The organism is Peribacillus aracenensis, assembly GCF_025175645.1.
Lineage (GTDB): Bacteria > Bacillota > Bacilli > Bacillales > DSM-1321 > Peribacillus > Peribacillus aracenensis.
Map to the genome: position 1 here is coordinate 182021 of NZ_JANZMJ010000002.1, position 26425 is coordinate 208445.

A 26425-nucleotide genomic window follows, 5' to 3' on the forward strand; every position below is an offset into this window, starting at 1 on the left:
CATATCCCCTTTCAGTCAGTTCTGGAATAGCGAGGCGAACTTTTGAAGTCTGTGCAAGTCCGATTCTTGATACATCTGTTCTATCTTCAATGTCACCAATAACTGGCTCTTGGCAAATAACATGTCCCGGAAATGATCGACCGCCCCACAAAAATGATGATAGTTGGTTTCACCGGTTCCGAAGACTCCCGTTTTCAGATGAGCAATAGGCAACTGTTCCAGTTCTTTATAAAAGGCTGCTGATTTAGCAGGAAGTTCCCCATTGCCCCATGTATAGGTGCCGACGATCAATGCATCGTAATCCGGCAATGTGCGTAAGTCGAATTCATTCATTCGATATAGTCCAGCTTCAGGTAAAAGGGAAGCGAGGGCTTCAGCAAGCGCTTTTGTATTGCCTCCGGCAGTATGATAGACAATGGCAACTTTACAGCTCATCGAACCCATTGCTGGCATTTACTTGACTGTATGTCCTTGACTTCTGTTCGAAGAAATCGGTTTTGGTAAGTCCGATGGATTCATCATCGAACGTTTTGATCCATGGCATCGGATTCTCGCCATACTCTTTATACAAATTCTCAAGTCCTAGCATACGTAACCGTTTGTTGGCGATATATTCGATGTACTCATTGAATTCTTCCAAATCGAGATCGGCTTTGGTTTGGATATCTTCGAGCATATATTCAGACCATTCTTTTTCGAGTTCGACTGCTTTTTCAATCGTTGTATAGATGAACTTCGTGTTTTCTTCATTATTTAACTCAGGATATTCATACATCAAGATTTGAACGAGCATTCCAATGAAATCGAAATGGACCATTTCATCACGATGAATATAGGATATCATCGTAGCGGAACCAGTCATTAAATTTTGTCGTCCTAAATTATAATAAAAGGCGAAAGCCAGATAGAAATATATCCCTTCAAGGTTCGTTGAATGGATCAGTGCCTCGAATAAATGCTGAGGGCTGGGATCGTCCACGAACGTTTGATAAGCATCAACGATCGGTTGGTTACGCTTAATCACTTCAGGATGTTCTTTAATGCGGTCGAATAGCTGTTTTTGCTTGCCTACAGGAATCAAGGAAGCAAGGATATAGGAATAAGACTCATTATGGATCGATTCCTGCTGGGCCATGTTGGCCAGAATAGCTTTTGCCGCCGGATCTTTGATGTACCGAAGGATTTCTACTAAAGTGGGCGTTTGAAGACTATCCATTCCAGCAATCATTGTAAGGATATCGAGAAAAGCGTCCTGGATATCTTCGTCCAATTCGCCCCACTGCTTTTTATCCTGAATCATGTTTACGCTCGAAGGCTTCCAAAAGTTATTGATGAGCTGTGTATAGGTATCATAGAATTTTTCATACTGAATATCGTTCCAAAGGAGGAAGCCTGAAGCTTCTCCTTTGAAAACACCGGTTGCTTTGGTTGGATGCGTAGGTTCGAGCATCCGAATCTTTTTGATATGATTGGTCATTCGTGAAAACTCCTTTAAGAATAGATTACTGGGGTATGATTGTCGTTAACTTGAACAGCTTTCGCAGGCATTGTCATATTCGGAAGAAGTCGAACGAACATAATACGTTGATTTCAATCCGCTTTCCCATGCCGTTAAATGGATATCCAATAGAACCTTCGCTTTGATTGTATTGTGTACATACAGATTAAAGCTGATTGCTTGGTCAATATGGCGCTGGCGGGCTGCATTTTGCCTGATGCTTTCCAGTTGGTCCAAATTAAATCGCGTCTTTTTATAATATTCATACGTATTTGGCGTCAAGCCTGGAGCGGTCACCTTGAATTTGAAGTTTTTCTTTTCTTCGTAAAATTCAATTTCATACAAAGGATCGATTCCATCCGTGGAATTACCGATTTTAGCTGTCGAAGAATTCGGGGCAATGGCCATTAAATAGCCATTACGGGTCCCGTGTTCATGCACGTCTGCTTTTAAATCCATCCATTTTTGATCTGTATAGTCACGCAGTTCGAAATAGTCCCCTGTATGCCAATCAGATCCTTCAAAATATGGGTATGAACCTTTTTCCTTGGCCAATTCATTGGATGCCTTGATTGTTAAGTAAGCGATCTTTTCGTATAAAGCATCTGCATAGTGAACAGCCTCATCGGATTCCCAATAAATATTCTGTGTAGCAAGTAAATGATGCCATCCAAACGTTCCTAAACCAATTGCCCGGTAACGTTTGTTCGAGATGGATGCTTGTTTGACAGGAAGATTATTCACATCTATGACATTATCCAGCATGCGGATCTGAATGGGAATCAATCTTTCCAAAACATCGCTGCCCACTGCCCGGGGCAAGTTAATGGATGAAAGGTTGCAGACAACGAAATCGCCGCTTTTACGAACCACAACAACATCTCCATCTTCTGTTTCATATTCATCCGTGATTGTCGAAGGGCTTAAGTTTTGGGCAATCTCCGTGCAAAGGTTAGAACAATAAATCATACCTTTATGCTTATTGGGATTCTTCCGATTCACTTCATCGCGGTAGAACATATACGGTACGCCTTCTTCTAATTGAGAAATCATGATGCTTTTCATGATGTCCATCGCTTTGATTTTTTCAAAGCTATAGTTTGGAAGCGTGCCATTTTCTGCGGCCTCGACAGCAAGTGCATAATGATTCCTGAAGCTTCCTTCGCCTTTCTTCTCGTCATAAAGATCTTCAAGTGAAAATCCAAGGGTTTGCTTAACGGTATGCGGATCGAAAAGATACCATTCTTTTCTGTCACGTACAGCTTCCATGAATAAATCGGGTATGCATACGCCTGTAAATATATCATGGGCTTTTAATCTGTCATCCCCGTTTTGTGTCTTTAAATCGAGGAAGCTCATGATATCTTTATGCCAGGCATCCAAGTAAATCGCGATGGCACCTTTACGTTGCCCCAATTGATCGACACTTACAGCTGTCTGGTTGAATAGTCGAATCCAGGGAGTCGTGCCGGAACTGTTTCCAGAGAAACCCCGGATATCAGAACCAAGCGATCGAACCTTACCGACGTAAAGACCTACTCCGCCGCCAAATTTAGATACTTTTGCTGCATCGTAGTTTGATAGGTAGATTCCGTCAATGGAATCTTCAATTGCGTCGATAAAGCAGGAGCTTAACTGTCCATGTGTTTTACCTGAATTGGAGAGTGTAGGAGTCGCAACGGTCATATAAAGATTGGACATGGCCCAGTATGCTTCTTTAATGAGTTGCAGGCGGTGCTCCGTTTTTTCCAATCGCATGATTTCCATCGCGATGATCATGAAACGTTCTTGTGGCAGTTCGTAGACCTTGTCCTTTTGAGGGCGGGCCAGATAGCGGTCGTTCAATAAGTAGATGCCTATGTACGAGAATAATTTATCTTTTTCCGGGTCGATTACCGAACCCAATTCCTCAATTTCCGCTTTCGTATATGAAGATAGCAGTTCTGATTTATAAATAGGATAACGCTGACCTTCTGAAAGCTGGGAGAGTTCCGCGATCAGCTCATAGAATGGGCCATAACTCATGCCTTCATAGCCTCGATTGGCTTGTGCATCCCTATACATTGTATTCAACAGTTCTGCTGCAGCAACGAACGTCCAATCCGGAGCATCGATATCCACACTTTCAAGAGCGAGCTGAATCAGTTTTTTTGATGCCTGTTCTTCGGTTGAGTCACTTTTGCGATCTAGCCATTTTGTAAAACGCTTTTTGAACTTTTCCATATCGAGATGGCCTTCGAATTCCTTTGATAACATCTCGAGCTGGATGGACTTCGCTTCTGTGTCATTTTCACTTATGGTAGAGTTATATGTTTGGGTCATTAATAATCCTCCTTGTTGACTTCCTTCTAAAATAAAAAAACCGCCCAATGAATTGAGCGGATCAAACGATAGAATAAAAGAGCCATGAAAAAATAGCCGTTAAACTATCGTTTCATCATCTCAATCCCCGAAGAATAAGAAACGTGAAAAATTCAAGGCAGGTCTCCTGACTCATGATCATCCTACTTTGAGTCCTTCCCGTATAGAGAGCTATACAGTGGGTTTCTCATTTCGTCACATTTACAGTTGCGGGGACAGTTCCGGGTTTACACCGGATTCCCTTTTCAGCCATCACTGGCACCTTGGATTATAAAAAATTCTATATATAGTTATTAGTGATGTTTATGTAATCAATATCTAGTATTTCTGCTTATATTATCGTAAGCCATATACGATGATAATTCAACTAATATATTTGAAAAAAACCAACCCTTATCTATTGACAAAGTGAGTGCAGAGTGCGAAGGAATGAAAGAATTTATTGGGGAATGGGTAATTCAAGCGCTGATTTTACGCGATTTTGTGTTAAAATAAATTGTCTAGTAAAGGTGGCTCTCCCTTATTGCGATGAGGGGATTCGCGGAAAAATATTTAAGAAAAAGGGGATAAAATCTTGGAAAAAGTATTAGTTTTTGGACATAAAAACCCGGATACAGACACAATCTGTTCAGCAATCGCTTATGCAGACCTGAAAAAGCAGTTAGGTATCAACGCTGAACCAGTTCGTCTGGGTGAAGTGAATGGTGAAACTCAATATGCATTGGACCAATTCAAATTCGAAGCTCCCCGCCTTGTGGAAAAAGTTGCAGGGGAAGCTGAAGGCGTAATCCTGGTCGATCATAACGAACGCCAGCAAAGTGCTGAAGATATTGACCAAGTCCGTGTGTTGGAAGTTATCGACCATCACCGTATCGCTAACTTTGAAACAAGCGATCCACTATATTACCGGGCGGAACCTGTTGGATGTACGGCAACCATTTTAAATAAAATTTATAAAGAAAACGGCATCGAAGTCCCTAAAGCAATCGCAGGACTTATGTTGTCTGCCATCATTTCCGATTCGTTATTGTTCAAATCTCCTACATGCACGGAGCAAGACATTGCAGCAGCAATGGAACTGGCTGCCATTGCGGGAGTCGACGCTGAAACATACGGCTTGGAAATGTTGAAAGCCGGAGCTGACTTGAGCGATAAAACGATTGCCCAGCTTATCACTCTTGATGCAAAGGAATTCTCCATGGGAATGGCTAAAGTGGAGATAGCACAGGTCAATGCTGTAGATCCGAACGAAGTCCTTGCTAAGCAAGCAGAATTGGAAGCGGCGATAGGAGCGGTCATCGCCGAGAAGGAATTGGACTTATTCCTATTTGTCGTAACGGATATCTTGACTAATGACTCTGCTGCCTTGGCGCTTGGTAAAGCAGCTTATGCAGTGGAAAAAGCATACGACGTTTCATTAAACAATAACATCGCCGTCTTAGAAGGCGTTGTATCTCGTAAAAAACAAATCGTGCCGATCTTAACGGACGTATTCAGCAAATAATACAGGAAAAGGGGGTGTTCATTAAAAACATGGACATCCTTTTTCTGTATATGCAAGAAAAGACTCAACCACCATTAAGGGTGGTTGAGTCTTTTTTCTTAGTTCAAAGCTTCCTTTTCTTTTTCATAGGCAATGACAATCAGTTCTTTGTTGGCTTCCTCGCCAAGCCTGCTTTCAAAGCTTTTCAGTTCATTCAATAAATCCGGTGACAGATTTGCTGCTGTATAATCCTGCTCGGGTGTCATGCTTTTCGCCCCTTTCAAAAGGAAATAATTCATGTTATCTATTTTGTCGGTTTGAAAAGTTTCTATTCAACAAAACTTATTTCTTCAAGATATTTTACTTTCTGATGTGGCGAGTTTTTCAAGCAATAACGAACTATCTTCATCGAGTCCTTGCACTTGGACAGGTATTCCCAGAAGCTGATATTTAAGGACAACCGTATCAACAGCACCGACTGCTGAAGCATCCCATATTTTAGAATGGGAAAAGTCGATGACGATTGAATCGGCTTTTTCCTTGAAGTCGAACTTCGAAACAAAGTCCTGTACAGAAGCGAAAAATACTTGCCCGCTGATATGATATATGATTTTCTTAGCCTGGATATCTTCCGTTTTCTCTACAGCCACTTTAGAAATTTTAGCAGAGAAGAAAATCATGCTCAAGAGCACTCCGGCAAATACACCTTTTGATAAATCATGTGTATAAAGGACAATGAGGACCGTCACGATCATCACGGCTGCATCCGATTTTGGAGCTTTTGTGAGCCTCTTTAGGGAAGACCAGTCAAAGGTCCCGATTGAAACCATGATCATGACTGCGACAAGTGCAGCCATCGGGATTTTAATAAGGACATCATTCAATACCACGATTAATACCATAAGGAATGCGCCAGCTACAAATGTGGAGAGCCGACCCCTTCCTCCTGATTTAATATTGATACCGGATTGGCCGATCATCGCACATCCCGCCATGCCGCCAAAGCATCCGGCAATGATATTCGAAATTCCCTGGCCTTTGGCTTCCTTATTTTTATTACTGTCCGTGTCAGTCATCTCATCGACTATTTGAGCTGTCAATAATGATTCAAGCAGCCCAACAAATGCAAGAGCTATGGAATAAGGGAAAATGATCGCCAAAGTTTCGAAGGTCAAAGGGATATCTGGAAGCATGAACATCGGTAGCGCTTCGGTCAATTGCCCCATATCCCCAACCGTCCGCACCGTAGCCCCCGTGGCAACTGCAACGATCGTCATGAATATGATGGCTACAAGTGGTGAAGGGATGACTTTCGTGATCAGCGGAAAAAGATAAATGATAGCTAAAGAAACGGCTGTCATGACATACATGATCCATGTTTCGCCCACGAAATGGGTGAGCTGAGCCGTGAAAATCAAGATGGCTAAAGAATTTACAAAACCAGTCATGACCGGCTTCGGTATGAACTTCATTAATTTCCCGATTTTTAATACTCCTAGTAAAATTTGCAGCAAACCAGTCAATATTGTTGCAGCAAGTAAATAGTTCAAGCCATGATCTTTAACAAGATCGACCATGACGAGTGCCATTGCACCAGTGGCTGCCGATATCATTCCCGGCCTTCCGCCGACAAAAGAGATGACGATGGCAATGCAGAATGAGGCATATAGACCAACCATTGGGTCAACGCCAGCAATGATCGAAAAGGCAATCGCCTCGGGAATCAATGCCAAGGCAACGACTATACCGGATAGAACATCTCCTTTAACGTTGCCAAACCATTCCTGTTTGTATCCAGATGTATTCAAAGAAACATTCCTTCTTTCTATATATGTGTGTTCATTTCTTTTAACGCACTAAATTATAGCATGAGTCCTTCTTTCTATCTATATGGATAATATAGACGACAAATCGAGGGCTATTCATTTCGTATTATAGGCGATGCAGGTAAAAGGCCTAAAGGGAGGAATTTCAGGATATGACGATGGGCAACATCCAGCAATGAAGGGCAAAAAATTTCCAAAGCCTTCTTAATCGCTTTCGCTGCCACGATTCAGATTTTTCTGTATTTAAATGTAGTATTCTTTTATTATGAATGAAAATGGGGGTTACTCCTATGAATAAGAGCGAGAAAAGAACGAAACTGGTGGAAAAGATTGAGAATCATTTAAGCTGACTGCAAGGAATTTAGTGAAATTCGATACAATCCAAGAAACATTGGATTTTACGGTGGAATCATTTCAATTGGAATTTTCGTGACGATCGTATTGAGAGAGGATGATCGTTTGTATGTATGGAAAGGAGGTTCGCTGCATTTTGCTGATTCTTTTCCCATTCACCTAGGAGAATGTTCCCCGGAAATTCTCGAAGAAGAGGTAAAGGATAGTTACAGAGAAAATAGAAGATAAGCTAAATAGTCGAATATGCGACATTGATGAACAATGATTTATACAGGCCACACCGGATTGCCGTTTTGAAACTGGAAGAGGGTCACTTACTGCCCATTTAATCTGATCGAAAGTGAAGCGGAAAAAGCCTCGGAATGGGATCATATGAAAGAACAGCTTTATCTTAAATATAAAGAAATCATCGTGACAAAATGGGATGATATGCTGATATAGATGATACCGGTGAAAAGGGAAAATCGCATCCTCATACTGGGAAGGGATAAGTCTTTACCTTAGTGAATATCCGATATTAAAGAAGCTTTCCCTGACGATATTATTGGGGTGGGGGCGGTACCACCAATAAGCTGGAGGATTATTATTATGCCTACAAACAGGCCATGCATGCTCATAATGTTCCCCGAAATGGATTCCCGAAAAAAGTCTTGGCCATTTTGACGAATTGGGCTCCTACACGCTATTGAATAACCTGAAAGACCCTGCACTTGCCGAGTTATTACTTAAGAAATATTTGGCCCAGTTGATGGAATACCAAACGGGAAGCGGAGTAGAGCTTATAAACTGATGATTTGAATCGAGCCAGCTATATTCCGCCGCACATTCACTTTACATAGCAATGATAAAAGATCTTGAAAGGGTCTTTTTTTATTCGATTTTGTGTGTAATCTGGGTAAGGAGGCATGAGGAAGATGGCTATTGTTACCGAAACAAGGTGAAAAGGCCAGCTCTATCAAGGTTTTTGGAGTAGAAACCCTCCCGGTGTTAAGAGTCTATTCCTTATCAATGATACTGGATTTACATTTAGGACATGTCACTTCTTTATAATGCTTGAACCTGATTTTTCGAAGATCGCTTCTGGTCAACATTGCGAATACATTATACCTTGTGCCGCATGCACAAGTATTTTTATCTTTAACTATGTGTCTCTCATCTGTAGTAGCTGAATAAATGGTTGGAAAAAACATATATAACCCTCCTATTTTTAATTTTAGGCAAATTAAAAAGGGGCAATTGATAATAAAGTGATCCATTCAAGAAAAATCTTGGCAGCCCGGCTGCCATGACAACTAAGTTGTTGTGTTAGGCCCGTGGCTTTGCGTCTTTTACTTTCATAAAATTTGCCTAAAATAATCTTAACATAAAATTTGTTGCGTTATGAAGTGTTTATGGCTGCGGCCAACATTCCCTTTTATTAAGTATCAACAGCAATCAGCGGGATTGCCCAAATATAGAAGGAAAAATAGAGAAGAAAGGTTTGGCAGGCTATGTACCTATAGTTCGGGAACCATGTGCAGCAGCTGGTTTCCAATATTCCTTTTTCATGTGTGCCGGACTCTTGTTCGTTTTTGGCCTCACTGCCTGTATCGGAATATGACCGAAACGAAATCCAGTTCCAGAAGTATCCAGCACTACAGCTGTATGAGCATTAAACATGAGAAAGCCTGCTTCCATCTGGAAGCAGGCTTTCTTGCCAAAGTGAGATTAATGTGATCTGGCCAATTCCGGATTGCGGTGCATCGCGAAATAGAGGACAAGTCCCGCTATGAGGAGTAACGTGCTGGTCGTGATGAAAACGGCGGAGAATCCGTAGAAACCAGCAACCATTCCGCCCATCGCGGGTCCAATGATATTGCCTAAAAAGCGCAGGCTCGTATTGTACCCAAGTACTTCCCCCTGCATTGCGACAGGAGCTTCCTGGCGAATGTAGGCAATCCTTACAGGGATGATGCCGCCTATTGCCATGCCAAGTATGAAACGTACCAGAACAAGCTGCCAAAAATGATTGATGAAGGCACCGGGCAAGTAGACTGTAGCAGTCAGAAAAAGAAGCAGCACAAGAATCTTCACATGTCCATGACGATCACCTATCTTGCCCCAGTGACGCGCCATCAATAAATTCCCCAGTCCTGCTGCAGAAAAGGCGATACCTGAATAAAATCCAAGATTGGAAGTTCCATGCAACTGGCTAACGTATAAAGAAAGAATGGGCTGAATGCTGAAGTGGGCAACTTGAACAAGTGTCGAAATGAGCATGACATTGACTAGGATGGGATTCCTTAAGATATGCGAGAGAACTTCCCTGCTTGTATAGCTCGACTTTGTTCCCTTCTGCCGTTCCATTACGTACTCCTTGGTTGCAAAAACAAGAAGTCCGGAGATGAAAATGGTGATGGAGGTGAATTTAAAGGCGGTTGAATAGCCGAGTGTGTCTGCAAGCAGGCCGCCAAGCAATGGTCCGAAAAGGGAACCGGTTATATTTCCCGTTTGCAAAGTTCCCAGTACTCGTCCGGCAATTTCTTTTGGGGTTTGCGTTGATATGAAGGCTTGTGACATGGAAATGAAGCCAGTGAATATCCCGGTGAACATCCTTAAGACGAATAGCTGCCAAACATTTTCAACGAATCCCATCAGGAAAATGGACAGCCCCATCCCAAAGGCACAGGCAATCAAGATTTTCTTCCTGCCGTACCGATCACCAATTCGTCCCCAAATGGGAGAAAATAAAAAGGCAGTCACAAAAGTGATTCCAAATGTCCATCCGGACCAATGCTGGATATATTGAGTCGAATAATCTCCGAATGTACCAATGTATAAGGATATGAATGGGAGAACCATCGTCATGCTCCCGCCTATGAAGAAATTGGCGAACCACATGATGAAAAGATTCCGTTTAGCTATTTTATGAGCATTCATTTTAGATTCAACACTTCTTTCCTCCGAAAAAAATTTCGGGTTCCTAAATAATAGTATACATAATTTAACTAATTTATTAAACGAATTTGTTTTTATTGGTTTTTTAATGAATAGGCAAATGATATAATGTGAAAATATTGATTTTTCAGAAAAATTAAATGAAACAAAGGTATTCACTTTTCCATTTAAAGGAGTTTTTAACATGTTGACGATTTTAGGATTTTGCATGATTTTAACGTTTCTGGTCTTAGTCATCACAAAGCGCTTATCAGTGGTTGTCGCTTTTATCTTCACGGCAATAGCTTTTGGTCTGATTGGTGGCTTTGCCTCGGAAATGGGAGATATGATGGTTGCGGGTATTTTAAAGGTGACACCGACAGCAGTCATGATCGTTTTTGCTATTCTATACTTTGGTCTAATGATTGACGTTGGTTTATTCGAGCCCATGATCGCTAAAATACTCAGTTTTGTAAAAGGAGATCCGCTAAAGGTTGTCATGGCAACTGCCATTATAACCATGTTGGTAGGTTTGGACGGAGACGGTTCTTCCACATTCATGATCACCGTTTCAGCCATGCTGCCGCTTTATATCAAATTAGGGATGAACAGGCTCGTATTGGCCTGTGTTGTTGGTTTAGCCGCTGGCGTCATGAATATGATTCCTTGGGGAGGTCCTTTGGTCAGGGCGGCCGCGAGCCTTCAGGTTGAAGTATCGGAGCTATTCATTCCTCTCATTCCGGTCATGATTTGCGGTCTTTTATGGACACTTTTTTCGGCATATGTACTTGGTAAAAAGGAAAGGGAGAGATTAGGGGTCAGCTCGATGGAGACGAACATGCAACCTGGTATGGGAGAACAGGCTGCAGGTGTTGAAACCGCACCTAAAGGAACATCCAAGCTTTTTTGGTTTAATTGGTTCTTGACGATTTTACTGATGGTTTTGCTGGTGATGGAAGTGCTGCCGATCCAAATCTTATTTGCCACTGCTTTTGCGATTGCACTATTCGTTAACTTTCCGAACCCAAAAGAACAGCAGGAAAGGATTTTATCTCATGCCAATAGTTTCGTGATGATCTGTACACTCATTTTCGCTGCAGGGATTTTTACGGGTGTATTCACAGAAACGAAGATGATGGACTCGATGGCTGCTTCAATCGTAACTGTCATTCCTGAGTGGATCGGGGCACATTTGCCACTGGTGGTAGCGCTGACGAGCATTCCGATGGGGTTCATTTTTTCACCTGATGCCTATTACTTTGGCATTCTGCCAATAATAAGTGAAACGGCATCGAACTTCGGCATTTCTCCTGTAGAAATCGGAAGGGCCGCTTTATTAGGCCATTCGACCGCAGGGTTCCCATTATCGCCATTGGTGCCTGCAACCTTCATATTGATCGGTCTTGTAGGCGTGGATTTTGGGGATCACCAAAAATTCCTGTTTAAATGGGCATTTGGGACAACCATCATCATGACGATTGCAGCGATCACTTTTGGGGTCATCACTTTGTAAAATATGAGACCATTAAGCTATAATGCAAAATTCCTGTCAGTGAATTTAGTAAGGTGTTCACCCTCACGGAATAATCCATTTTACTATTTATTCCGATTTCTGTTTATTCTTCCATAATGGTGGAAAGTAATAAGAGGAAGATACATATAAGAGAGTGAGGGAGTTTATATGAACTATAAACAAAAACTTGTGCTGCCTATGTGTGCTGCCCTTTTACTGTATGGATGTAATTCAGCGGATGATTCAAATCAGTCCGACAATAATGCCAAGGACATGACTACAGTGGGACAAGGAACAGAAACAGGGGTTGATCCGCAGGTAAAAGCGGAAGTTAAAGATGTAGAAGGTAAAACACTTGGGACAGTTAACTTTACCGCCGAAGAGAATACTGTGGTGATTGAGACCGCTTTGGAAGGCCTTGAGCCAGGCTACCATGGATTCCATGTCCACGAAAAAGCAGTATGTGAGCCGGATGCTAAGGAAGGCCCTTTCACTACAGCGGGAGGACACTTTAATCCAACTGATGACACGCACTCTAAACATGCAGGGGATATGCCCCCTTTATATGTGAAAGAGGATGGAACAGCCAAATATACGGCAACATTGGATAACATGACGATAGACCAGCTGAAGAAAGAAGAGTTGGCTGTAATCGTTCATGCGAATCCAGACAACTTTGCCAATATTCCTGACCGTTATGAAGCCAATGGAGAAAAAGGACCGGATGTGGATACCTTGAAAGCCGGTGATGCAGGCGATAGGCAAGCTTGCGGGATTGTTGTAAGTGCAGAGGAAAAATAACATTAATGAAGCAAGAGCGATTCCTCTAAAGAGGAATCGCTCTTTTCATTGAAGGTAAAACCGCTGACCGCTAAAATCTTAAGCTGAATTCATTCTTTTTACGTATTAAGAAGGTTTTTTCTATTGTGATATAGAAGTAAGAGAATAAGTAATAGTGGATTTGAAGCAGATGGCATTAAAAGATCATAGTTAATTCTTGCAGTGGGATAAGGTCCAAGGCATAGGTTTAATATAGGAAAATAAGATTTGATTTAAATGGATAAAAAAACCCGAATAGGGATCATGTCCACTGATTCGGGTTTGCTTTATCATTTTACGGTACTGGTTTCTTCGATTAGCTGTAATCTCTCAGCCACTTCTTCTTCAGAAAGGTTATGCTCGACTACATAGCGGTTACGGGGATGCACTCGGCATTCATGAGTACAGCTGCGCATATGTTTATGCTCGTTCTCTTCACTGCAAAGGATTTTCTTGTTGCATTCAGGGTTAGCACAATTAACATAGCGTTCACAAGGTTCGCCGGAATAAATATCGCGACCGACAATGACATGTTCCTTTTGATTGATAGGTACGGCTATCCTTTCATCGAATACATACATTTGGCCATCCCAAAGCTCACCTTGGACTTCGGGATCCTTTCCGTATGTTGCGATGCCGCCATGCAGTTGGCTTACATCTTCAAAGCCTTCTTCGACAAGCCAGCCGGAGAATTTTTCACAGCGGATACCGCCGGTGCAATACGTTAGGATTTTTTTGCCTTCGAACATTTCTCTATTTTCCCGGACCCAATCCGGAAGTTCACGGAAATTCGTGATTTCTGGCTTGATTGCACCCCTGAAATGTCCCAAATCAAATTCATAGTCATTTCTGGCATCAAGGACGATGGTGTCTTCATCTTGCATTTGCTCGAAGAACTCCATCGGGCTCAAGTATTTGCCTGTCGTCCGGTTCGGGTTGATGTCTTCATCCAATCGAAGCGTTACAAGCTCATTTCGTGGACGAACATGCATTTTTTTGAAAGCATGGCCGTCAGCTTCATCTATTTTAAACACGATATCGGCAAAGCGGGGATCGCTTTTCATCATGTCCATATATTTGTTGGTTTGTTCGATCGTACCAGAAACCGTTCCGTTGATCCCTTCTGCTGCCACCAAGATACGGCCTTTCAATTCAAGTGCTTTACATGCCGCAAGATGCTCGGCTGCAAATTCTTCGTGATTCTCGATTGGTACATACAAATAATAAAGTAATACTCTATATGGTTTTGTTTCCATTTTTATTTACCACCTATGTTTTATATTTGCAAGATATAAAGGGTGATCATTTAGACACTTTTCTCTTACAGATAATCATTATACCAAGAAAACGTAAAAATGATAAGAGCATGAAGAAAAATCAAAAGGAGTGGTATGGAATGCTAAAAAAGTTAATGAGATATCCGATCATTCAAGCACCGATGGCAGGAGGAGCTTCCACCCCGAAGCTTGCGGCTTCAGTATCCAATGCAGGTGGATTGGGCTTTCTCGCAGCTGGCTATAAGACTGCAGAAGAGATGAAGGACGAAATAGGGCAGACCCGTCAGTTGACTGGGCACCCTTTTGGCGTGAATGTATTTGTGCCAGGAAACGAGGAGGTGGATGAAAATATATTATCTGCCTATCGTGAAAAGATCGAAAAAGAGGCCAAGAGCGTTGGGGCTGAGATTGGAAAAGCCGATAGTGATGACGATGATTGGGAAAATAAAATAACGGTATTGAAGCAGGCTGGGGTCGCTGTCGTCAGTTTTACGTTCGGATGTCCAACGGAAGATGTAATAAGGGAGCTCCAAGGTGTCGGTTCCCTTATAGCCGTGACGGTAACCAACCTTCAGGAAGCAAAAAGGGCGGCGGGAGCAGGTGCGGATGTGCTATGTGTACAGGGGTTTGAAGCAGGGGGTCACCGGGGCAGCTTTGAAAACCGCACAGAAGATGATTACGGTCTTTTAGTTTTGATACGGTTGATTCAAGGTGAGCTGAACTTGCCGATCATTGCGGCGGGCGGACTGATGCATGGAAAGGATATCTCGGCCGTGCTCGAAGCGGGAGCAACAGCGGCACAATTGGGAACAGCTTTCCTTCGCTGTCCCGAAAGCGGGGCAAGTCCCGTCCATAAGGAAGCTCTGGGAAGTCCCCGGTTTACCAAGACCTCTATTACCCGAGTCTTTAGCGGGCGGAGAGCACGCGGGTTGGTGAATCACTTTATAACCGATTATGATGGATTTGCACCAGTCGCCTATCCTCATGTCCATCATATGACAAAGCAAATGCGAAAAGCGGCTGGACAAAAAAACAATCCTGAATTGATGGCTTTGTGGGCAGGACAAGGGTATAGGTTGAGCAGGGAACTTCCCGCATCGGAATTGGTTGAACTTCTTGTAGAAGAACTCAAATGAGAAGGGGTTGGATGGAGATGGAGATAAGGGAATTATTCATCGATGAGCCACCGCCGATGCATTTATTGCTTTTGGCAGATCCTTCAAGGGAATTGGTCGAGGAATACTTGGGAAGCGGAACATGCTTTGTTGCCTTGACTGATGGGCGAATGATCGGTGTTTATGTTTTACTGCAAAAAGGTCCAAAACTGATAGAGATAATGAACATCGCTGTGGATGAACGGCACCATGGAAGAGGAATCGGCAGGCAATTGATTGAACACGCCATAGGCTATGCAAGGGAACAGGGATATAAAACGATTGAAATCGGCACGGGAAATTCGGGGATAGGGCAGCTTGCCCTTTACCAAAAATGCGGGTTTAGAATCACTGGGGTCGATCGGGATTTTTTTAATAGAAACTATTCCGAGGCCATTTATGAAAATGGGATTCAATGCCAGGATATGATTCGCTTGTCACAAAGTTTAGACTAAGCAATGAACATCCAAGTTTGACGGGAAAGTATACAGACAAAAGTGCGTGTCGCATGGCTTAGGGGGAATGAACTTGTTCTTTGGAGATATGATTTATCTTCTTTTTGCTTTATTAATGCCGTTTTTATTTGCGATTGGCGTTTTAATATTCATTCGATCAACGAAAAGGCAAAAGGATTTTTTATCGGATATTAATAAAGACTCACATGAAAGATAGCAGCAAGAGAAAAAGAGTGCAAAACAACGGCACTCTTTTTCATATCTTCACCTTTTCAAAAAGGCTTCCAAATTCCTTTTCACATTGGGCCATTCATGCTCGAGAATACTGTAGACCACCGTGTTCCTTATCCTTCCATCCTGCAGTTTTTTCTCCATTCTCAAAATGCCTTCTTCAAGGGCGCCGAGCCTGGTTATTGCTGCACGCGATCTTTTGTTGCATTCGTCCGTCCTGAATTCAACCCGTTTCATTTTCCACTTTTCAAAAGCATGCTGCAATAGCAGGTACTTACATTCTGTGTTAATGGCTGTCCGCCATTTGTCGGGATGATACCAAGTCGCACCGATTTCCAGGGATTGATTATGAAATTGAATATTTCTTAAGCTCGTGCTGCCAACTATCGAATCATCAGTCTGATCGATAACGACAAATGGATGATGAAGTTCCTGCTCCCTTGCTCGAATGCCATCCTTTACATAGGAAATGGCTTCTTCATATGACAAAATTTTTGTTGCGCTCCATTCCCATATTTCAGTTGGCAGGGAAGCGGCGTAAAGCGGTTCGATATGATGATCCATCATCGGGGTGAGTATCACGTGTTTCCCGAATAATTCGATATGTTCCATAGTATCCTCCTCTTGATTGATATCTTCATTATAAGAATATTCTGGTCCTGCAATAAGGACCAAACCTGATATAATTTATGGAACCAGTTTGAAGGAGGACCAAATGTTTGAAGTTACTCTAAACTTAGATAAAACGAATAAAGAAGCTTTATATGTCCAATTGTATAAATACTTTATAAAGGAAATCCAGAATGGACAAATAAAGGCCGGGATGAAACTGCCTTCCAAACGAAAACTGGCTGTGCATTTAGGGATAGGCCTGAATACGGTGGATACGGCTTATCATCAGTTGATGGCAGAAGGATATGTGGAAAGTCAATTAAGGAAAGGGTATTACGTTGCCGATTTAGAACCGATCTCACCTTTGAATGAGCCTTTGCCTGTAACAGAAGGGATGATGTGTCCTCCGAATGAAAGAAATGAGATAGATTTCAATCATGGACGGGTGGACGTCGATTCTTTCCCGCATGCCGTGTGGAAAAAATGCTTGAACAATACATTGTATCTTCAGGAAAGGGAAATGTTCATGAGCGGTGATCCTCAAGGGGAATGGGGGCTCCGGTTTGAAATCTCATCCTATCTATTCCAATCGAGAGGAGTTCGCTGCGGGGCAAATCAAATCATCATTGGGGCAGGCACCCAGTATTTCATCCATCTATTGCGGTTACTTCTTGGAGATGAGCGGGTATTCGGGTTGGAAGAGCCTGGCTTTCATCGAGTAAGGGAGGTACTGAGGTTGGAGGGAGCGGATATGGCATACATACCCTTGGATGAAAGTGGAATGAGTGTGGACTCCCTGAAAGAGAGTGCCGCGAATGTTGCCTATGTCACTCCTTCCCATCAATTTCCTTCCGGTATGATCATGCCGATAACTAGAAGGGTGGAATTGCTGAATTGGGCAGCGGAAAAAAAAGGTTATATCATCGAAGATGATTATGACGGGGAATTCCGACATTCAGGCAAACCGATTCCGTCCCTGCAGGGGTTGGACACAAAGGGAAAGGTCATCTACCTAGGCACGTTTTCAAAATCGCTCATCCCATCAATCAGGGTAGGATTCATGGTGTTACCTATGGAGCTGGCTTGCCGCTATCGAGAGAAGTTAATGGGATATAAACAGACCGTCTCCAGATTGATTCAGGAAACGCTCTGTCTCTTTATGAAAAATGGACATTGGGAACGCCATCTGAATAAAATGCGAACGATTTATCGTAAAAAAAATAAGGTGCTGCTTAATGCTATCGAAGAGAGCTTCCATGATCGTGCAGCCGTAATCGGTGAAAAGTCAGGATTGCACGTTCTTTTAAAAGTAAAAAACGGCAGCAGTGAGGCAGAGCTCATTCAAAAGGCTGCCAGTGTTGGGGTTAAAGTCCACCCAACTTCGGTGTATTATTCTAAGAATGTGAAAGATCCGACTGTTTTGATTGGATACGGTGGATTAACCGAAAGTGAAATCAAAGCAGGAATCCGACTTTTAAAAATGGCATGGCCATAGCTTGATGCGAAAAAATAAGGAAAAGGCCTTGATTCACACTTATTCAACAATGATATAAGGTATCCATTTTAATTTCTTATATTATTGAGGATTTTAAGGACTGTCTGGAAAAATATTTCCTGTTCTTCCTCGGTAATGCCTTCCAGGGCTTTTCCTTCGATTTTTTCTGCAATTTTAAGACATTTTGTATGTACCTCTTTTCCCCGGGGCGTCAGTTCGATTCGTTTTTCCTGTTCATCTTTTCCAGGAACTTGTTTAATCATATTATTCTGTTCCATGCTGTTGACCGAACGTGTGATGATAACACTATCAACATCCAAGTAACTGCAAATATCGGGGATTGTGGAATATCCACAGTTCTTTAAATAATTCAGGATCGTCCACTGATTATGGTAAATTTCAAGAGCTGTAATTTGTTCATTCATTTTGCTGACTAATGATCTCGATACTTGTAAATATTGATGAAATAATTGAGTAGGGTTCGTCATATGATTCTCCTTTATAATGGTCGACCAGTCCATTATATTCTTTAATTCTTAAAAGTCTATTGTAAAGAATCATTTTTTTCAGTCAATGTTTATTTTTGGAAGTAAAACAGGGGAGGAAGGAATTCCGCAATGCGAATGGATTATGGGAGAGTCCGATTGTACTGGATTTTCAAAAGCTGACAAGAGGGACCTTAATATGATGGGAAATATATATATTTTTCCTTCAAATGTTCCATTAGCAAGTATCAAAGTGCCGCCGAGAATTGGTAAAAGTCAATACGGCACATCACCTTGAAGCTGAATGCAATTATATCCTGCAACCAAAAACCAGCCCTCTATAGTGGCTGGTTTTTGGTTAAACCCTCTCGCTCGTGGAGCGGTGTTTTGTTCCTTTTTTATTTCGTTCTTCTTGTCGTTCATATTTTATTTCATCAATTGGTAAATCATCAATGGGCATGACCACTTGATCACGTTCCAGCTGTTTTTCCTGATCTTTCTTGAATGCCTTGGATTTATCATTACGCTCTTCAAGATACTTTTCTTTATCTTTATTATCCAATGTCAATCCCTCCATCTCTTTGTATCTCTTTTTCCCCTTATTGAGAAAATAAAACGTTTAAGCGAAATATATGTGACCCCATTTCATAAATATAAGGAGAACAGGAAAGTGCAAGGAGGGTTTGTTCAGTGAATGTCGCCGTCTTTTTCCGTTGGTTTTGGAGAGGTATTCTCCTTTTATGCATATTAATCGTCATTCCCTATTCATGGGCTTTGATTTTAGCATTGCTCACCGCCATTCTTTTAGATGGATTGGTCCGCATGATTGGCGAAACGGCAAAGCTGCATCGGTTTTGGGCAGTGTTGATTTCATTTGCCCTATATGTAGGCGGGCTTATAAGCATCACTTATTTTTCCTTTTCGGTATTAATCAAGAAGGTCATTATCTATTCGGAAGAATTTCCTGGTTTCATACGTGAAGTGTATTTAACGGCTATATTGCCAGTCATTAGGAAATGGGAACGATATTCCCAAACGTTGCCGCCAAATCTCATACAGTCAATAGAACAAACGATGGAAAAGGGAGTCAGGGCTTTAGAGGGGTTCACAGAGGGCTTTGTTCAGGATATAGTTCAGTTCGTCACACTCATTCCCGGGCTCTTCATTGACTTTTTAATTTATTTAATCGCATTATTCTTATTTAGTCTTGAATTGCCTAAGTTAAGAAAAAAGGCAGTCCTTTATTTAAAGACATCCACTTATCAAAAGATTTCGCTAGTTTATCAAGATTTAAGTATGGCAGCCGTAGGCTTCATCAAGGCACAAATCCTTTTGAGTTTAATAACGTTCATCATGGCTTATGGAGGACTATGGTTATTGAATGTGAAGTATACGGTTCCATTGGCATTGTTAATTGTAGTTGTGGACATTCTTCCTATCTTGGGGACGGGATCTGTACTGGTTCCTTGGGCAGTAATTGTTTGGGCTCAAGGAAACCATCATCTAGGTGTTGGTCTCATCATCCTATTCCTGGTCATTACGATCATAAGAAGGACCATCGAACCGAAAATCTATTCAGCAAATATGGGATTGAGCCCATTGGCATCGTTGGTCAGCCTTTATTTAGGGTTTAAAATGCTCGGTTTCATCGGGCTTTTCCTTGGACCTTCGATACTGATTGTTTATGATACGTTAAAGAGGGCAGGTGTCATCAAACCCAACTTCAAAATATGAAAGATTATTAGATGTTTTTTGCCTGATTTCTTAAATTTGACATATCTTTTACAGCTCTACCTTGACCGTTGCAATGATTGCAGTCCCGGGAAAAGAATTGCAGATAGCGGGTTTTCCCTTTCCCTTTGCAGTGTTGGCAAATGGTTATGAGTTTCATGATTCCTCACTCCTTCAATAAGTATCGCTTTTCTAACAGTATGAAACAATAAAGGTAGAACTATACTTCATGTAATCATTCAATGTAAAATGAAGCAGGTTTTATATATTATGTTTTTATTGCATTTCATGTACCGGTTGGAAAAAAATAACCCCCGCTCCTATTGTCAATTAGGAACGGGGGTTATTATCATGAAACGATTTCAGTTTGCGATATTATCGGGAATTCTTTTACCTCGCTTACGACTTTTGCTTGTTTGTATATTTCAATATAACGAATATGGTGATCTTCCATTTCTTTTATTCTAAAGTTATAGGGACCATAAGTCAGAATATCACCTTGTTTGGCCTCGTAATTCTCGGTAAGGATCCATCCGCCCATCGTATCGATATCTTCATCATTAATATCCAATCCAAGTAAATCATTCACTTCACTGACTAATACCTTGGCATCGATGATGTAGTGATCTTCTTTTAATTTGCGGACATCAGGAACTTCATCCAGGTCGAACTCATCGCGGATATCGCCAACGATTTCTTCAAGGATATCTTCAACGGTAACCAAACCTGACGTACCGCCGTATTCATCCATGAGGATAGCCATGTGGATGCGCTCCTTTTGCATTTTTAAAAGTAAATCGTGAATTGGGATACTGTCAATGACACGGATGATCGGACGAACATATCGTTGGATCGTGGATGCTGCCTGCTTGTTATTGTCTATCATTTCAGTGAATAGCTCTTTTACATTCACCATACCAATAACATGGTCTTTATCTCCGTCAATGACAGGATATCGTGTAAAGTTCTCCTCCGCCATGACGGTGAAAAACTGTTGGATCGTATCATCTTTGGATACCGTTGCAATTTCTGTACGTGGAACCATGATTTCTTTTGCAATCCGATCATCGAATTCAAAAATTTTATTCACATATTTAAACTCTGATTGGTTAATTTCACCACTTTTGTAGCTTTCGGAAACAATGATACGAAGCTCTTCTTCTGTATGAGCCAAATCATGTTCGGAAACTGCTTTTAATCCTAGCATTCTTGTAAGCGTCCTTGCAGAGCCATTTAGTACCCAGATGAATGGATACATGATTTTGTTAAAACCAATTAAAGGTTTGGAAACCAATAAAGTTACTCGCTCCGCTTTTTGAATCGCCAATGTTTTTGGTGCCAATTCCCCAACAACCACATGTATGAAAGTTATTAAAGAAAAGGCAATTGCAACCGAGAGTGCATGTGAAGCTGAATTTGGAAGATTCAATTGATTCAAGAGTGGGTGCAAAATCTTTTTAACTGTCGGTTCCCCAAGCACCCCAAGCCCTAGAGCGGTAACGGTAATACCGAGCTGGCATGTTGAAAGGTATTCATCCAGGTTGGATATCACTTTCTTTGCTGAAAGAGCATTCGGCTTTCCTTCTTCAATTAATTGATCGACCCTCGTGCTTCTCACTTTAACAATCGCAAACTCCGTAGCTACAAAAAATGCTGTTAAAGCAATTAAAATGGCAATAAGAACCAAGTTTATTATGTCCAAATAGTCTCCCTTAACTCGCCTTCGAGACGAATAAGGAGTACACCTCCTACATTTTTAAAATATACAAGTATATTTTTTTTGCCTTGCTGAATATTATCGGGAATCATTCAAAATGGCTGTGGTAATTGATGTCCAGCCGCTTTAACTCCCAGTTCTTTAAGTGATGAAGAGAATAATAGTATATGCCGATTGGCGACGCGTAGACGGGAAATAGAAGAATTTCCGTCTGAAGGAGTACAGCCATTTTTCAATAGGATGTACATATCCATTACGCAAATCAGCGTCCGCCTGTCAAAACGAACATTCTTTAATGCCCCATCAAATCACCTCAATCTAATTAATTTAAATACTTTCATTATAGAAAGAGTTAATCATTCAGTCAAATAGCTTTCAGCACCATAAATCCGGTAAATTGCTTGTAAAGGATCAGTTTGAGCTAATAAATAGCTGTTTTTGACTGTTTTCTCTACTTTATTGTATGATATTATGGAATATTCAGAAAAATATAGGCGGTTTCATAAAAAAATGGTCAGTTTCATTATTTTCTCGATGGTTCATACATATTCTATAGAGTCCAAGACAAGTTCTAAGTGCAGATATTAAAGGGGGTGGCAGCCATGAAAATCATGGAAAGGATGGCAGCGATCATCGCCGGCAGCATGCTTGTAGGCGTGGGAATCAATTTTTTCCTGATACCTTATCATTTATTGGATGGCGGCATGATAGGGATTGGGCTGATTTTTCATTACTATATAGGACTTCCGACAGGCCTGGGTGTGATTTTGAGCAGCATTCCATTATATATATATGCTTGGTACTTTGAAAAGAAATTATTCCTGAACAGTTTGCATGGCCTGCTTTTTTCCTCATTATGCATCGATATTTTTTCCGACGCTGTCATCGGCTGGAATCTTCCCATTTATGTAAGTGCGATGATCGGGGGAGGTTTGATTGGATTAGGAATCGGCTTGATGCTTCGGTATGGGACATCAACAGGAGGAACGGATATGCTGGCACAGATCCTGTCAAGGAAGAGCGGATTCAATGTAGGTTTACTGATTTTTATCATTGATGGTTGCGTGCTTCTTTGCGGATTGAGTGTTGTGGGGACTTCAATCTTTTTATATTCATTTTTAACGATCATCGCGGTGGCCATGCTGACCTCAGTCACCGTGATGCGAACTATTTTTTGATGAATGATGTATAAAAATCCGAAAAAAGGAAAGGATGGGCAATATGAAATGGACAGATTTTAAGTCTAATAAATAGTAAAGGAAAGTTCATATGAAAAAACTCTATATGTTTACTGCGTTGTTAGTTATGTTGGCTGGGTGTCAAGAGTCTGAAATGCCGGAGGATAAGGAAGTTAACAGTGCTGTTCCAGAATCGATGGATGCATCAATCGTCATTAAAGGCAAATTGGAGCCTGGAAAAGAAGTCATTCTTGAAACGACAGTGAAACAGGGAAGCCAATTGGTGAATGAAGCAGATGAGGTACTCTTTGAAGTAAGAAAATCAGGGCAGGATAAAAGGGAAATGCTTGAAGCAAAGAATACCGGAAGTGGCATGTATCAAGTGATGCATACTTTTGAAGAACAAGGCAAATATATTGTAGTCTCCCATGTAACGGCCAAAGGCCTTCATGTAATGCCTGAAAAAGAAGTTGTCGTTCCAGAACATGAAAGTGAAGGCGCATCGGTCCATCCTAGTACGGATGTATCCATTGAGTTTCAAAGTAACCCTGTAAAGGCAGGAAACAGTTCGAACTTTGCAGCGACCGTTGAATTGAATGGGAAGCCACTGACAAATGCAGATGTGAATTTCGAGGTGTGGAAGGAAGGCAGCGAAGAGAGTCATTTCACCAAAGCTGAAGAAGATGGAGATGGAACATATCTAAATAAGGTATCTTTCGAAGAATCGGGAACCTATAAGGTGCAGGTACATGTTGAAAAAGACGAAGTGCATGAACACCAACTGCAAACCATTCAAGTCAATTGATTGTTTTTTGGAGCGAATGGTTTAAACAGGTTTTATCCTTTCGTTAAATGGGAAGGTAAAGGATAACGCTACAGCAGAAAGGGAGGGTAAGCATGAATAATCAAATAATCAACAAGTATAAAGATCTCGGGATTCATATTGAAAAAACGAAATCACGCCAGGAGATTTTCACTAATGTTTCGCAAAATGATTCATCCTTACTCACCACAGCTGTTTTTTCTCAATTTTCCGAAAAAAGGGAGCTAAAAGAATATTGATGCAATGAGACCGGAGTACATATCAGCTGGTCTTTTTTTATGCATTCTTAAAGGTGATGCATTGTGAAACTGGATATGAAAAACCGAATAGAACGTTAGGAGCTGAAATAGGATAGAAGGACAAACAATTTGAAATTAGCGGTAAGGGGAGTCCGATAGCATGATATCACAGCTTATTATGACGATATTGAATTGGTTTGCTGAAATGGGGTATATGGGGATTTTATTTGGGCTTATGGTTGAAGTCATCCCTAGTGAGCTAGTTCTAGGATACGGTGGTTATGTGGTAGGCCTGGGGAAAATGAATTTTTGGGGAGCTGTTCTTGCAGGTGTGGCAGGCGGGACGATGGCACAACTTTTTCTATATTGGGCTGGATATTATGGAGGACGGCCCTTTCTCTTGAAGTATGGAAAATATATTTTAATAAAAGAAAATCATATAGTAAATGCTGAAGAGTGGTTTCAAAGGTATGGCGTTGGCGTGATTTTTACGGCTCGATTCATTCCAGTGGTTCGCCATGCTATTTCCATCCCAGCCGGAATTGCAAGGATGTCTGTATGGAAGTTTATATTTTATACGGTTGCGGCTGTCATACCTTGGACCATATTGTTCCTGACATTAGGAAGGATTCTCGGCGAGAATTGGCAGCAAATCCGGGAAATAACTGAACCTTATCTAATTCCGGCTGCTGGTTTTTCCTTTATCTTTATCATGTTGTATATCTTTTGGAAGAAAAAGAGCACTCCTCCAATCGTAACGGTCAAAAAAATGGGACGGTTTCCCGATAAATGAACCAATCGAAAAAACAGCCACGTAAAATCACCTTTTACGTGGCTGTTTTTCATCATTATCCTTGAGGAAGGTCTTCTTCCAGAGGAAGCTGTACGACCTTTTTGGTGACCTCTATAAAACGAATGGCGTGATCTTCCATTTCAATCACTTTAAAGCAGAATCCGTCTTTTTCCATGATGTCCCCTACCTTCACATCATAATTTTCAGTAAGGACCCAACCGCCTATAGTATCGACATCATCTTCTTCTAAGTGAATGCCAAGTAGGTCATTCACTTCCTTTACAAGAAGTTTAGAGTCTAAAATATAATGTCCATCTTTAATTTTCCTGATCGAGGCGACTTCATCAATATCGAATTCATCACGAATTTCCCCAACGATTTCCTCGAGGATATCCTCGACTGTGACAAGTCCGGAAGTTCCGCCGTATTCATCCATCAAAATGGCCATATGAATGCGTTCTTTTTGCATTTTTAACAGCAAATCGTGAATTGGGATATTTTCCATCACCCGAATGATCGGACGAGCGTAATTTTCAATCGCTTTGATATGGATTTCCCGGTTCTTAATAAGATCCGAGAATACTTCCTTTAAGTTCACTAAGCCGATGACATGGTCTTTATCACCTTCGACAACAGGATATCGAGTGTATTTTTCCAATTTGGCCACATCGACGAATTGCTGTACCGTTTCATCTTTGGATATGGTCATGATTTCTGTCCTTGGGACCATGATTTCTTTAGCAACACGATCATCGAACTCAAAGATGTTATTTACATATTTAAATTCCGACTGGTTAATTTCTCCGCTTTTATAGCTATCTGACAGGATGAAACGTAATTCTTCCTCCGTATGGGCTATTTCGCTTTCGGATGCTGGCTTAAAGCCAAATAATCCGACAACGAATCGGGAAGAATGATTCAAGGCCCAAATGAAGGGAAAGGCTATCTTATGGAAAAAAATCAGCGGGCTGGCAATTGCCAAGGCCACTTGCTCAGCCTTTTGGATGGCAACCGTCTTTGGAGCCAATTCTCCAACAACCACATTCAGGAATGTAATCAGGGAAAATGAAATAACGAATGTCAGAATGCTTGTGACTTCTTGAGGGATGTTCAATGCCTTGAATAAAGGCCCAACCAATTTGAGGACGGTCGGTTGTCCCAACCACCCCAATCCAAGGGCAGTTACGGTAATTCCAAGCTGTGTCGCGGATAGGTACTCATCAAGATCGGATGTAACCTTCTTGGCCGCAATGGCTTTTTTGTTTCCCTCTTCAATCAATTGATCGATCCGAGAGCTGCGAACCCTTATGATCGAAAATTCCGAAGCTACAAAAAAGGCCGTTAAAGCAATTAAAATAATGACAAATAAAAAACTTAATATGTCCAATTAGTGTGGGACTTAATTGAATCGCCAGATGTTGAGAACGATTTAATTATCCCAGTCACCTCCCAAAACCAATAATGA

The 26425-nt window shown here is 41.4% G+C and carries 26 protein-coding genes and 2 riboswitches; of the genes, 12 read left to right on the forward strand and 14 right to left on the reverse strand.

All coding sequences use genetic code 11. The features are described 5' to 3' along the window. Positions 1 to 15: 15 nt before the first annotated feature. From N0M92_RS03535 to N0M92_RS03545, 3 genes are read right to left on the reverse strand one after another with little or no spacing between them, the layout of a single operon-like run. The gene (locus tag N0M92_RS03535) at positions 16 to 453 is read right to left on the reverse strand and encodes a flavodoxin domain-containing protein (RefSeq protein WP_260284482.1); all 438 of its coding nucleotides are present in this window, start codon (positions 451 to 453) and stop codon (positions 16 to 18) included. Beyond that, on the reverse strand, positions 425 to 1477 hold the full coding sequence (locus N0M92_RS03540; RefSeq protein ID WP_034314867.1) for a ribonucleotide-diphosphate reductase subunit beta: 1053 nt from the start codon (positions 1475 to 1477) through the stop codon (positions 425 to 427). Before N0M92_RS03540 ends, N0M92_RS03535 begins: the two co-directional genes overlap by 29 nt. 45 nt (positions 1478 to 1522) lie before the next feature. Further along, entirely contained in the window at positions 1523 to 3820 is a 2298-nt protein-coding gene (locus N0M92_RS03545; protein WP_260284483.1) for a ribonucleoside-diphosphate reductase subunit alpha, read from the reverse strand. Between the two features lie 139 nt (positions 3821 to 3959). Further along, positions 3960 to 4140, reverse strand: a riboswitch (cobalamin riboswitch). A gap of 293 nt (positions 4141 to 4433) precedes the next feature. On the opposite strand from N0M92_RS03545, the gene N0M92_RS03550 reads away from it, so the two are divergent. Further along, positions 4434 to 5363: a manganese-dependent inorganic pyrophosphatase gene (locus N0M92_RS03550; protein WP_260284485.1), complete on the forward strand. Its 930-nt coding sequence runs from the start codon at positions 4434 to 4436 to the stop codon at positions 5361 to 5363. 98 nt (positions 5364 to 5461) lie between these two features. On the opposite strand, the gene N0M92_RS03555 is transcribed toward N0M92_RS03550, so the two are convergent. From N0M92_RS03555 to N0M92_RS03575, 5 genes are all read right to left on the reverse strand, one after another. Beyond that, positions 5462 to 5608, reverse strand: a complete 147-nt coding sequence (locus N0M92_RS03555; protein WP_179891129.1) for a hypothetical protein — start codon at positions 5606 to 5608, stop codon at positions 5462 to 5464. A gap of 84 nt (positions 5609 to 5692) precedes the next feature. Further along, positions 5693 to 7150 carry a SulP family inorganic anion transporter gene (locus N0M92_RS03560; protein ID WP_260284487.1) on the reverse strand — a complete coding sequence of 486 codons (1458 nt, stop codon included), beginning with the start codon at positions 7148 to 7150 and terminating at the stop codon, positions 5693 to 5695. A gap of 1367 nt (positions 7151 to 8517) precedes the next feature. Further along, positions 8518 to 8712, reverse strand: a complete 195-nt coding sequence (locus N0M92_RS03565) for a hypothetical protein (protein ID WP_192203561.1) — start codon at positions 8710 to 8712, stop codon at positions 8518 to 8520. 77 nt (positions 8713 to 8789) lie between these two features. After that, positions 8790 to 8880: riboswitch (cyclic di-GMP riboswitch) on the reverse strand. A gap of 130 nt (positions 8881 to 9010) precedes the next feature. Then, the gene (locus tag N0M92_RS03570; RefSeq protein WP_260284488.1) at positions 9011 to 9181 is read right to left on the reverse strand and encodes a hypothetical protein; all 171 of its coding nucleotides are present in this window, start codon (positions 9179 to 9181) and stop codon (positions 9011 to 9013) included. Positions 9182 to 9229: 48 nt separating this feature from the next. Then, entirely contained in the window at positions 9230 to 10441 is a 1212-nt protein-coding gene (locus N0M92_RS03575) for an MFS transporter (RefSeq protein WP_397443798.1), read from the reverse strand. A 202-nt stretch (positions 10442 to 10643) separates the two neighbouring features. Between N0M92_RS03575 and N0M92_RS03580 the strand changes: the two genes are divergently transcribed. Both N0M92_RS03580 and N0M92_RS03585 read left to right on the forward strand, forming a co-directional pair. Further along, on the forward strand, positions 10644 to 11951 hold the full coding sequence (locus tag N0M92_RS03580) for a CitMHS family transporter (protein WP_260284489.1): 1308 nt from the start codon (positions 10644 to 10646) through the stop codon (positions 11949 to 11951). Between the two features lie 168 nt (positions 11952 to 12119). Then, a complete protein-coding gene (locus N0M92_RS03585; protein ID WP_260284490.1) occupies positions 12120 to 12752 on the forward strand; it encodes a superoxide dismutase family protein in 633 nt (210 codons plus the stop codon). A gap of 308 nt (positions 12753 to 13060) precedes the next feature. Here N0M92_RS03585 and trhO read toward each other — a convergent pair whose 3' ends face one another. After that, complete coding sequence (trhO, locus tag N0M92_RS03590) at positions 13061 to 14026, reverse strand: oxygen-dependent tRNA uridine(34) hydroxylase TrhO (protein ID WP_260284491.1); 966 nt, start codon at positions 14024 to 14026, stop codon at positions 13061 to 13063. Between the two features lie 140 nt (positions 14027 to 14166). Here trhO and N0M92_RS03595 point away from each other — a divergent pair, with 140 nt between their 5' ends. The 3 genes from N0M92_RS03595 to N0M92_RS03605 all read left to right on the forward strand — a co-directional run bounded on the left by N0M92_RS03595 (position 14167) and on the right by N0M92_RS03605 (position 15873). Beyond that, positions 14167 to 15183, forward strand: coding sequence for a nitronate monooxygenase (locus N0M92_RS03595; RefSeq protein WP_260284492.1), 1017 nt, complete (start codon positions 14167 to 14169; stop codon positions 15181 to 15183). Positions 15184 to 15200: 17 nt separating this feature from the next. Beyond that, on the forward strand, positions 15201 to 15656 hold the full coding sequence (locus N0M92_RS03600; RefSeq protein ID WP_260284595.1) for a GNAT family N-acetyltransferase: 456 nt from the start codon (positions 15201 to 15203) through the stop codon (positions 15654 to 15656). A 73-nt stretch (positions 15657 to 15729) separates the two neighbouring features. Next, the gene (locus N0M92_RS03605) at positions 15730 to 15873 is read left to right on the forward strand and encodes a hypothetical protein (RefSeq protein ID WP_260284493.1); all 144 of its coding nucleotides are present in this window, start codon (positions 15730 to 15732) and stop codon (positions 15871 to 15873) included. A gap of 47 nt (positions 15874 to 15920) precedes the next feature. Here N0M92_RS03605 and N0M92_RS03610 read toward each other — a convergent pair whose 3' ends face one another. Next, complete coding sequence (locus N0M92_RS03610) at positions 15921 to 16499, reverse strand: GNAT family N-acetyltransferase (RefSeq protein WP_260284494.1); 579 nt, start codon at positions 16497 to 16499, stop codon at positions 15921 to 15923. 103 nt (positions 16500 to 16602) lie between these two features. On the opposite strand from N0M92_RS03610, the gene pdxR reads away from it, so the two are divergent. Next, entirely contained in the window at positions 16603 to 17994 is a 1392-nt protein-coding gene (gene pdxR / locus N0M92_RS03615) for a MocR-like pyridoxine biosynthesis transcription factor PdxR (protein ID WP_260284495.1), read from the forward strand. Between the two features lie 68 nt (positions 17995 to 18062). On the opposite strand, the gene N0M92_RS03620 is transcribed toward pdxR, so the two are convergent. After that, complete coding sequence (locus N0M92_RS03620) at positions 18063 to 18482, reverse strand: MarR family winged helix-turn-helix transcriptional regulator (protein WP_076367409.1); 420 nt, start codon at positions 18480 to 18482, stop codon at positions 18063 to 18065. 355 nt (positions 18483 to 18837) lie between these two features. Further along, positions 18838 to 19041, reverse strand: a complete 204-nt coding sequence (locus N0M92_RS03625; RefSeq protein ID WP_260284496.1) for a hypothetical protein — start codon at positions 19039 to 19041, stop codon at positions 18838 to 18840. A 128-nt stretch (positions 19042 to 19169) separates the two neighbouring features. Here N0M92_RS03625 and ytvI point away from each other — a divergent pair, with 128 nt between their 5' ends. Next, entirely contained in the window at positions 19170 to 20213 is a 1044-nt protein-coding gene (gene ytvI, locus N0M92_RS03630; protein ID WP_260284498.1) for a sporulation integral membrane protein YtvI, read from the forward strand. A gap of 346 nt (positions 20214 to 20559) precedes the next feature. Here the strand turns inward: ytvI and N0M92_RS03635 are convergent, their stop codons facing one another. After that, on the reverse strand, positions 20560 to 21912 hold the full coding sequence (locus N0M92_RS03635; protein ID WP_260284499.1) for a hemolysin family protein: 1353 nt from the start codon (positions 21910 to 21912) through the stop codon (positions 20560 to 20562). A 617-nt stretch (positions 21913 to 22529) separates the two neighbouring features. Here N0M92_RS03635 and N0M92_RS03640 point away from each other — a divergent pair. The 4 genes from N0M92_RS03640 to N0M92_RS03655 all read left to right on the forward strand — a co-directional run bounded on the left by N0M92_RS03640 (position 22530) and on the right by N0M92_RS03655 (position 24960). After that, a complete protein-coding gene (locus N0M92_RS03640; RefSeq protein WP_311202512.1) occupies positions 22530 to 23105 on the forward strand; it encodes a YitT family protein in 576 nt (191 codons plus the stop codon). 91 nt (positions 23106 to 23196) lie between these two features. Continuing rightward, entirely contained in the window at positions 23197 to 23910 is a 714-nt protein-coding gene (locus N0M92_RS03645) for a FixH family protein (protein WP_260284500.1), read from the forward strand. 92 nt (positions 23911 to 24002) lie between these two features. Further along, positions 24003 to 24167: a hypothetical protein gene (locus N0M92_RS03650; protein ID WP_260284501.1), complete on the forward strand. Its 165-nt coding sequence runs from the start codon at positions 24003 to 24005 to the stop codon at positions 24165 to 24167. A 163-nt stretch (positions 24168 to 24330) separates the two neighbouring features. Further along, a complete protein-coding gene (locus N0M92_RS03655) occupies positions 24331 to 24960 on the forward strand; it encodes a DedA family protein (protein ID WP_260284596.1) in 630 nt (209 codons plus the stop codon). A 55-nt stretch (positions 24961 to 25015) separates the two neighbouring features. On the opposite strand, the gene N0M92_RS03660 is transcribed toward N0M92_RS03655, so the two are convergent. After that, positions 25016 to 26347, reverse strand: a complete 1332-nt coding sequence (locus N0M92_RS03660) for a hemolysin family protein (RefSeq protein ID WP_260284502.1) — start codon at positions 26345 to 26347, stop codon at positions 25016 to 25018. Positions 26348 to 26425 lie beyond the last annotated feature (78 nt).

Bases quoted from the DNA above. Each gene is read 5' to 3' on its own strand.
- N0M92_RS03535 (WP_260284482.1), bottom strand. From the start codon at position 453: ATGCCAGCAATGGGTTCGATGAGCTGTAAAGTTGCCATTGTCTATCAT.
- N0M92_RS03540 (WP_034314867.1), bottom strand. From the start codon at position 1,477: ATGACCAATCATATCAAAAAGATTCGGATGCTCGAACCTACGCATCCA.
- N0M92_RS03545 (WP_260284483.1), bottom strand. From the start codon at position 3,820: ATGACCCAAACATATAACTCTACCATAAGTGAAAATGACACAGAAGCG.
- N0M92_RS03555 (WP_179891129.1), bottom strand. From the start codon at position 5,608: ATGACACCCGAGCAGGATTATACAGCAGCAAATCTGTCACCGGATTTA.
- N0M92_RS03565 (WP_192203561.1), bottom strand. From the start codon at position 8,712: ATGTTTTTTCCAACCATTTATTCAGCTACTACAGATGAGAGACACATA.
- N0M92_RS03570 (WP_260284488.1), bottom strand. From the start codon at position 9,181: ATGTTTAATGCTCATACAGCTGTAGTGCTGGATACTTCTGGAACTGGA.
- N0M92_RS03575 (WP_397443798.1), bottom strand. From the start codon at position 10,441: ATGAATGCTCATAAAATAGCTAAACGGAATCTTTTCATCATGTGGTTC.
- N0M92_RS03580 (WP_260284489.1), top strand. From the start codon at position 10,644: ATGTTGACGATTTTAGGATTTTGCATGATTTTAACGTTTCTGGTCTTA.
- N0M92_RS03585 (WP_260284490.1), top strand. From the start codon at position 12,120: ATGAACTATAAACAAAAACTTGTGCTGCCTATGTGTGCTGCCCTTTTA.
- trhO (WP_260284491.1), bottom strand. From the start codon at position 14,026: ATGGAAACAAAACCATATAGAGTATTACTTTATTATTTGTATGTACCA.
- N0M92_RS03595 (WP_260284492.1), top strand. From the start codon at position 14,167: ATGCTAAAAAAGTTAATGAGATATCCGATCATTCAAGCACCGATGGCA.
- N0M92_RS03600 (WP_260284595.1), top strand. From the start codon at position 15,201: ATGGAGATAAGGGAATTATTCATCGATGAGCCACCGCCGATGCATTTA.
- N0M92_RS03610 (WP_260284494.1), bottom strand. From the start codon at position 16,499: ATGGAACATATCGAATTATTCGGGAAACACGTGATACTCACCCCGATG.
- pdxR (WP_260284495.1), top strand. From the start codon at position 16,603: ATGTTTGAAGTTACTCTAAACTTAGATAAAACGAATAAAGAAGCTTTA.
- N0M92_RS03620 (WP_076367409.1), bottom strand. From the start codon at position 18,482: ATGACGAACCCTACTCAATTATTTCATCAATATTTACAAGTATCGAGA.
- N0M92_RS03640 (WP_311202512.1), top strand. From the start codon at position 22,530: ATGAAAATCATGGAAAGGATGGCAGCGATCATCGCCGGCAGCATGCTT.
- N0M92_RS03645 (WP_260284500.1), top strand. From the start codon at position 23,197: ATGAAAAAACTCTATATGTTTACTGCGTTGTTAGTTATGTTGGCTGGG.
- N0M92_RS03650 (WP_260284501.1), top strand. From the start codon at position 24,003: ATGAATAATCAAATAATCAACAAGTATAAAGATCTCGGGATTCATATT.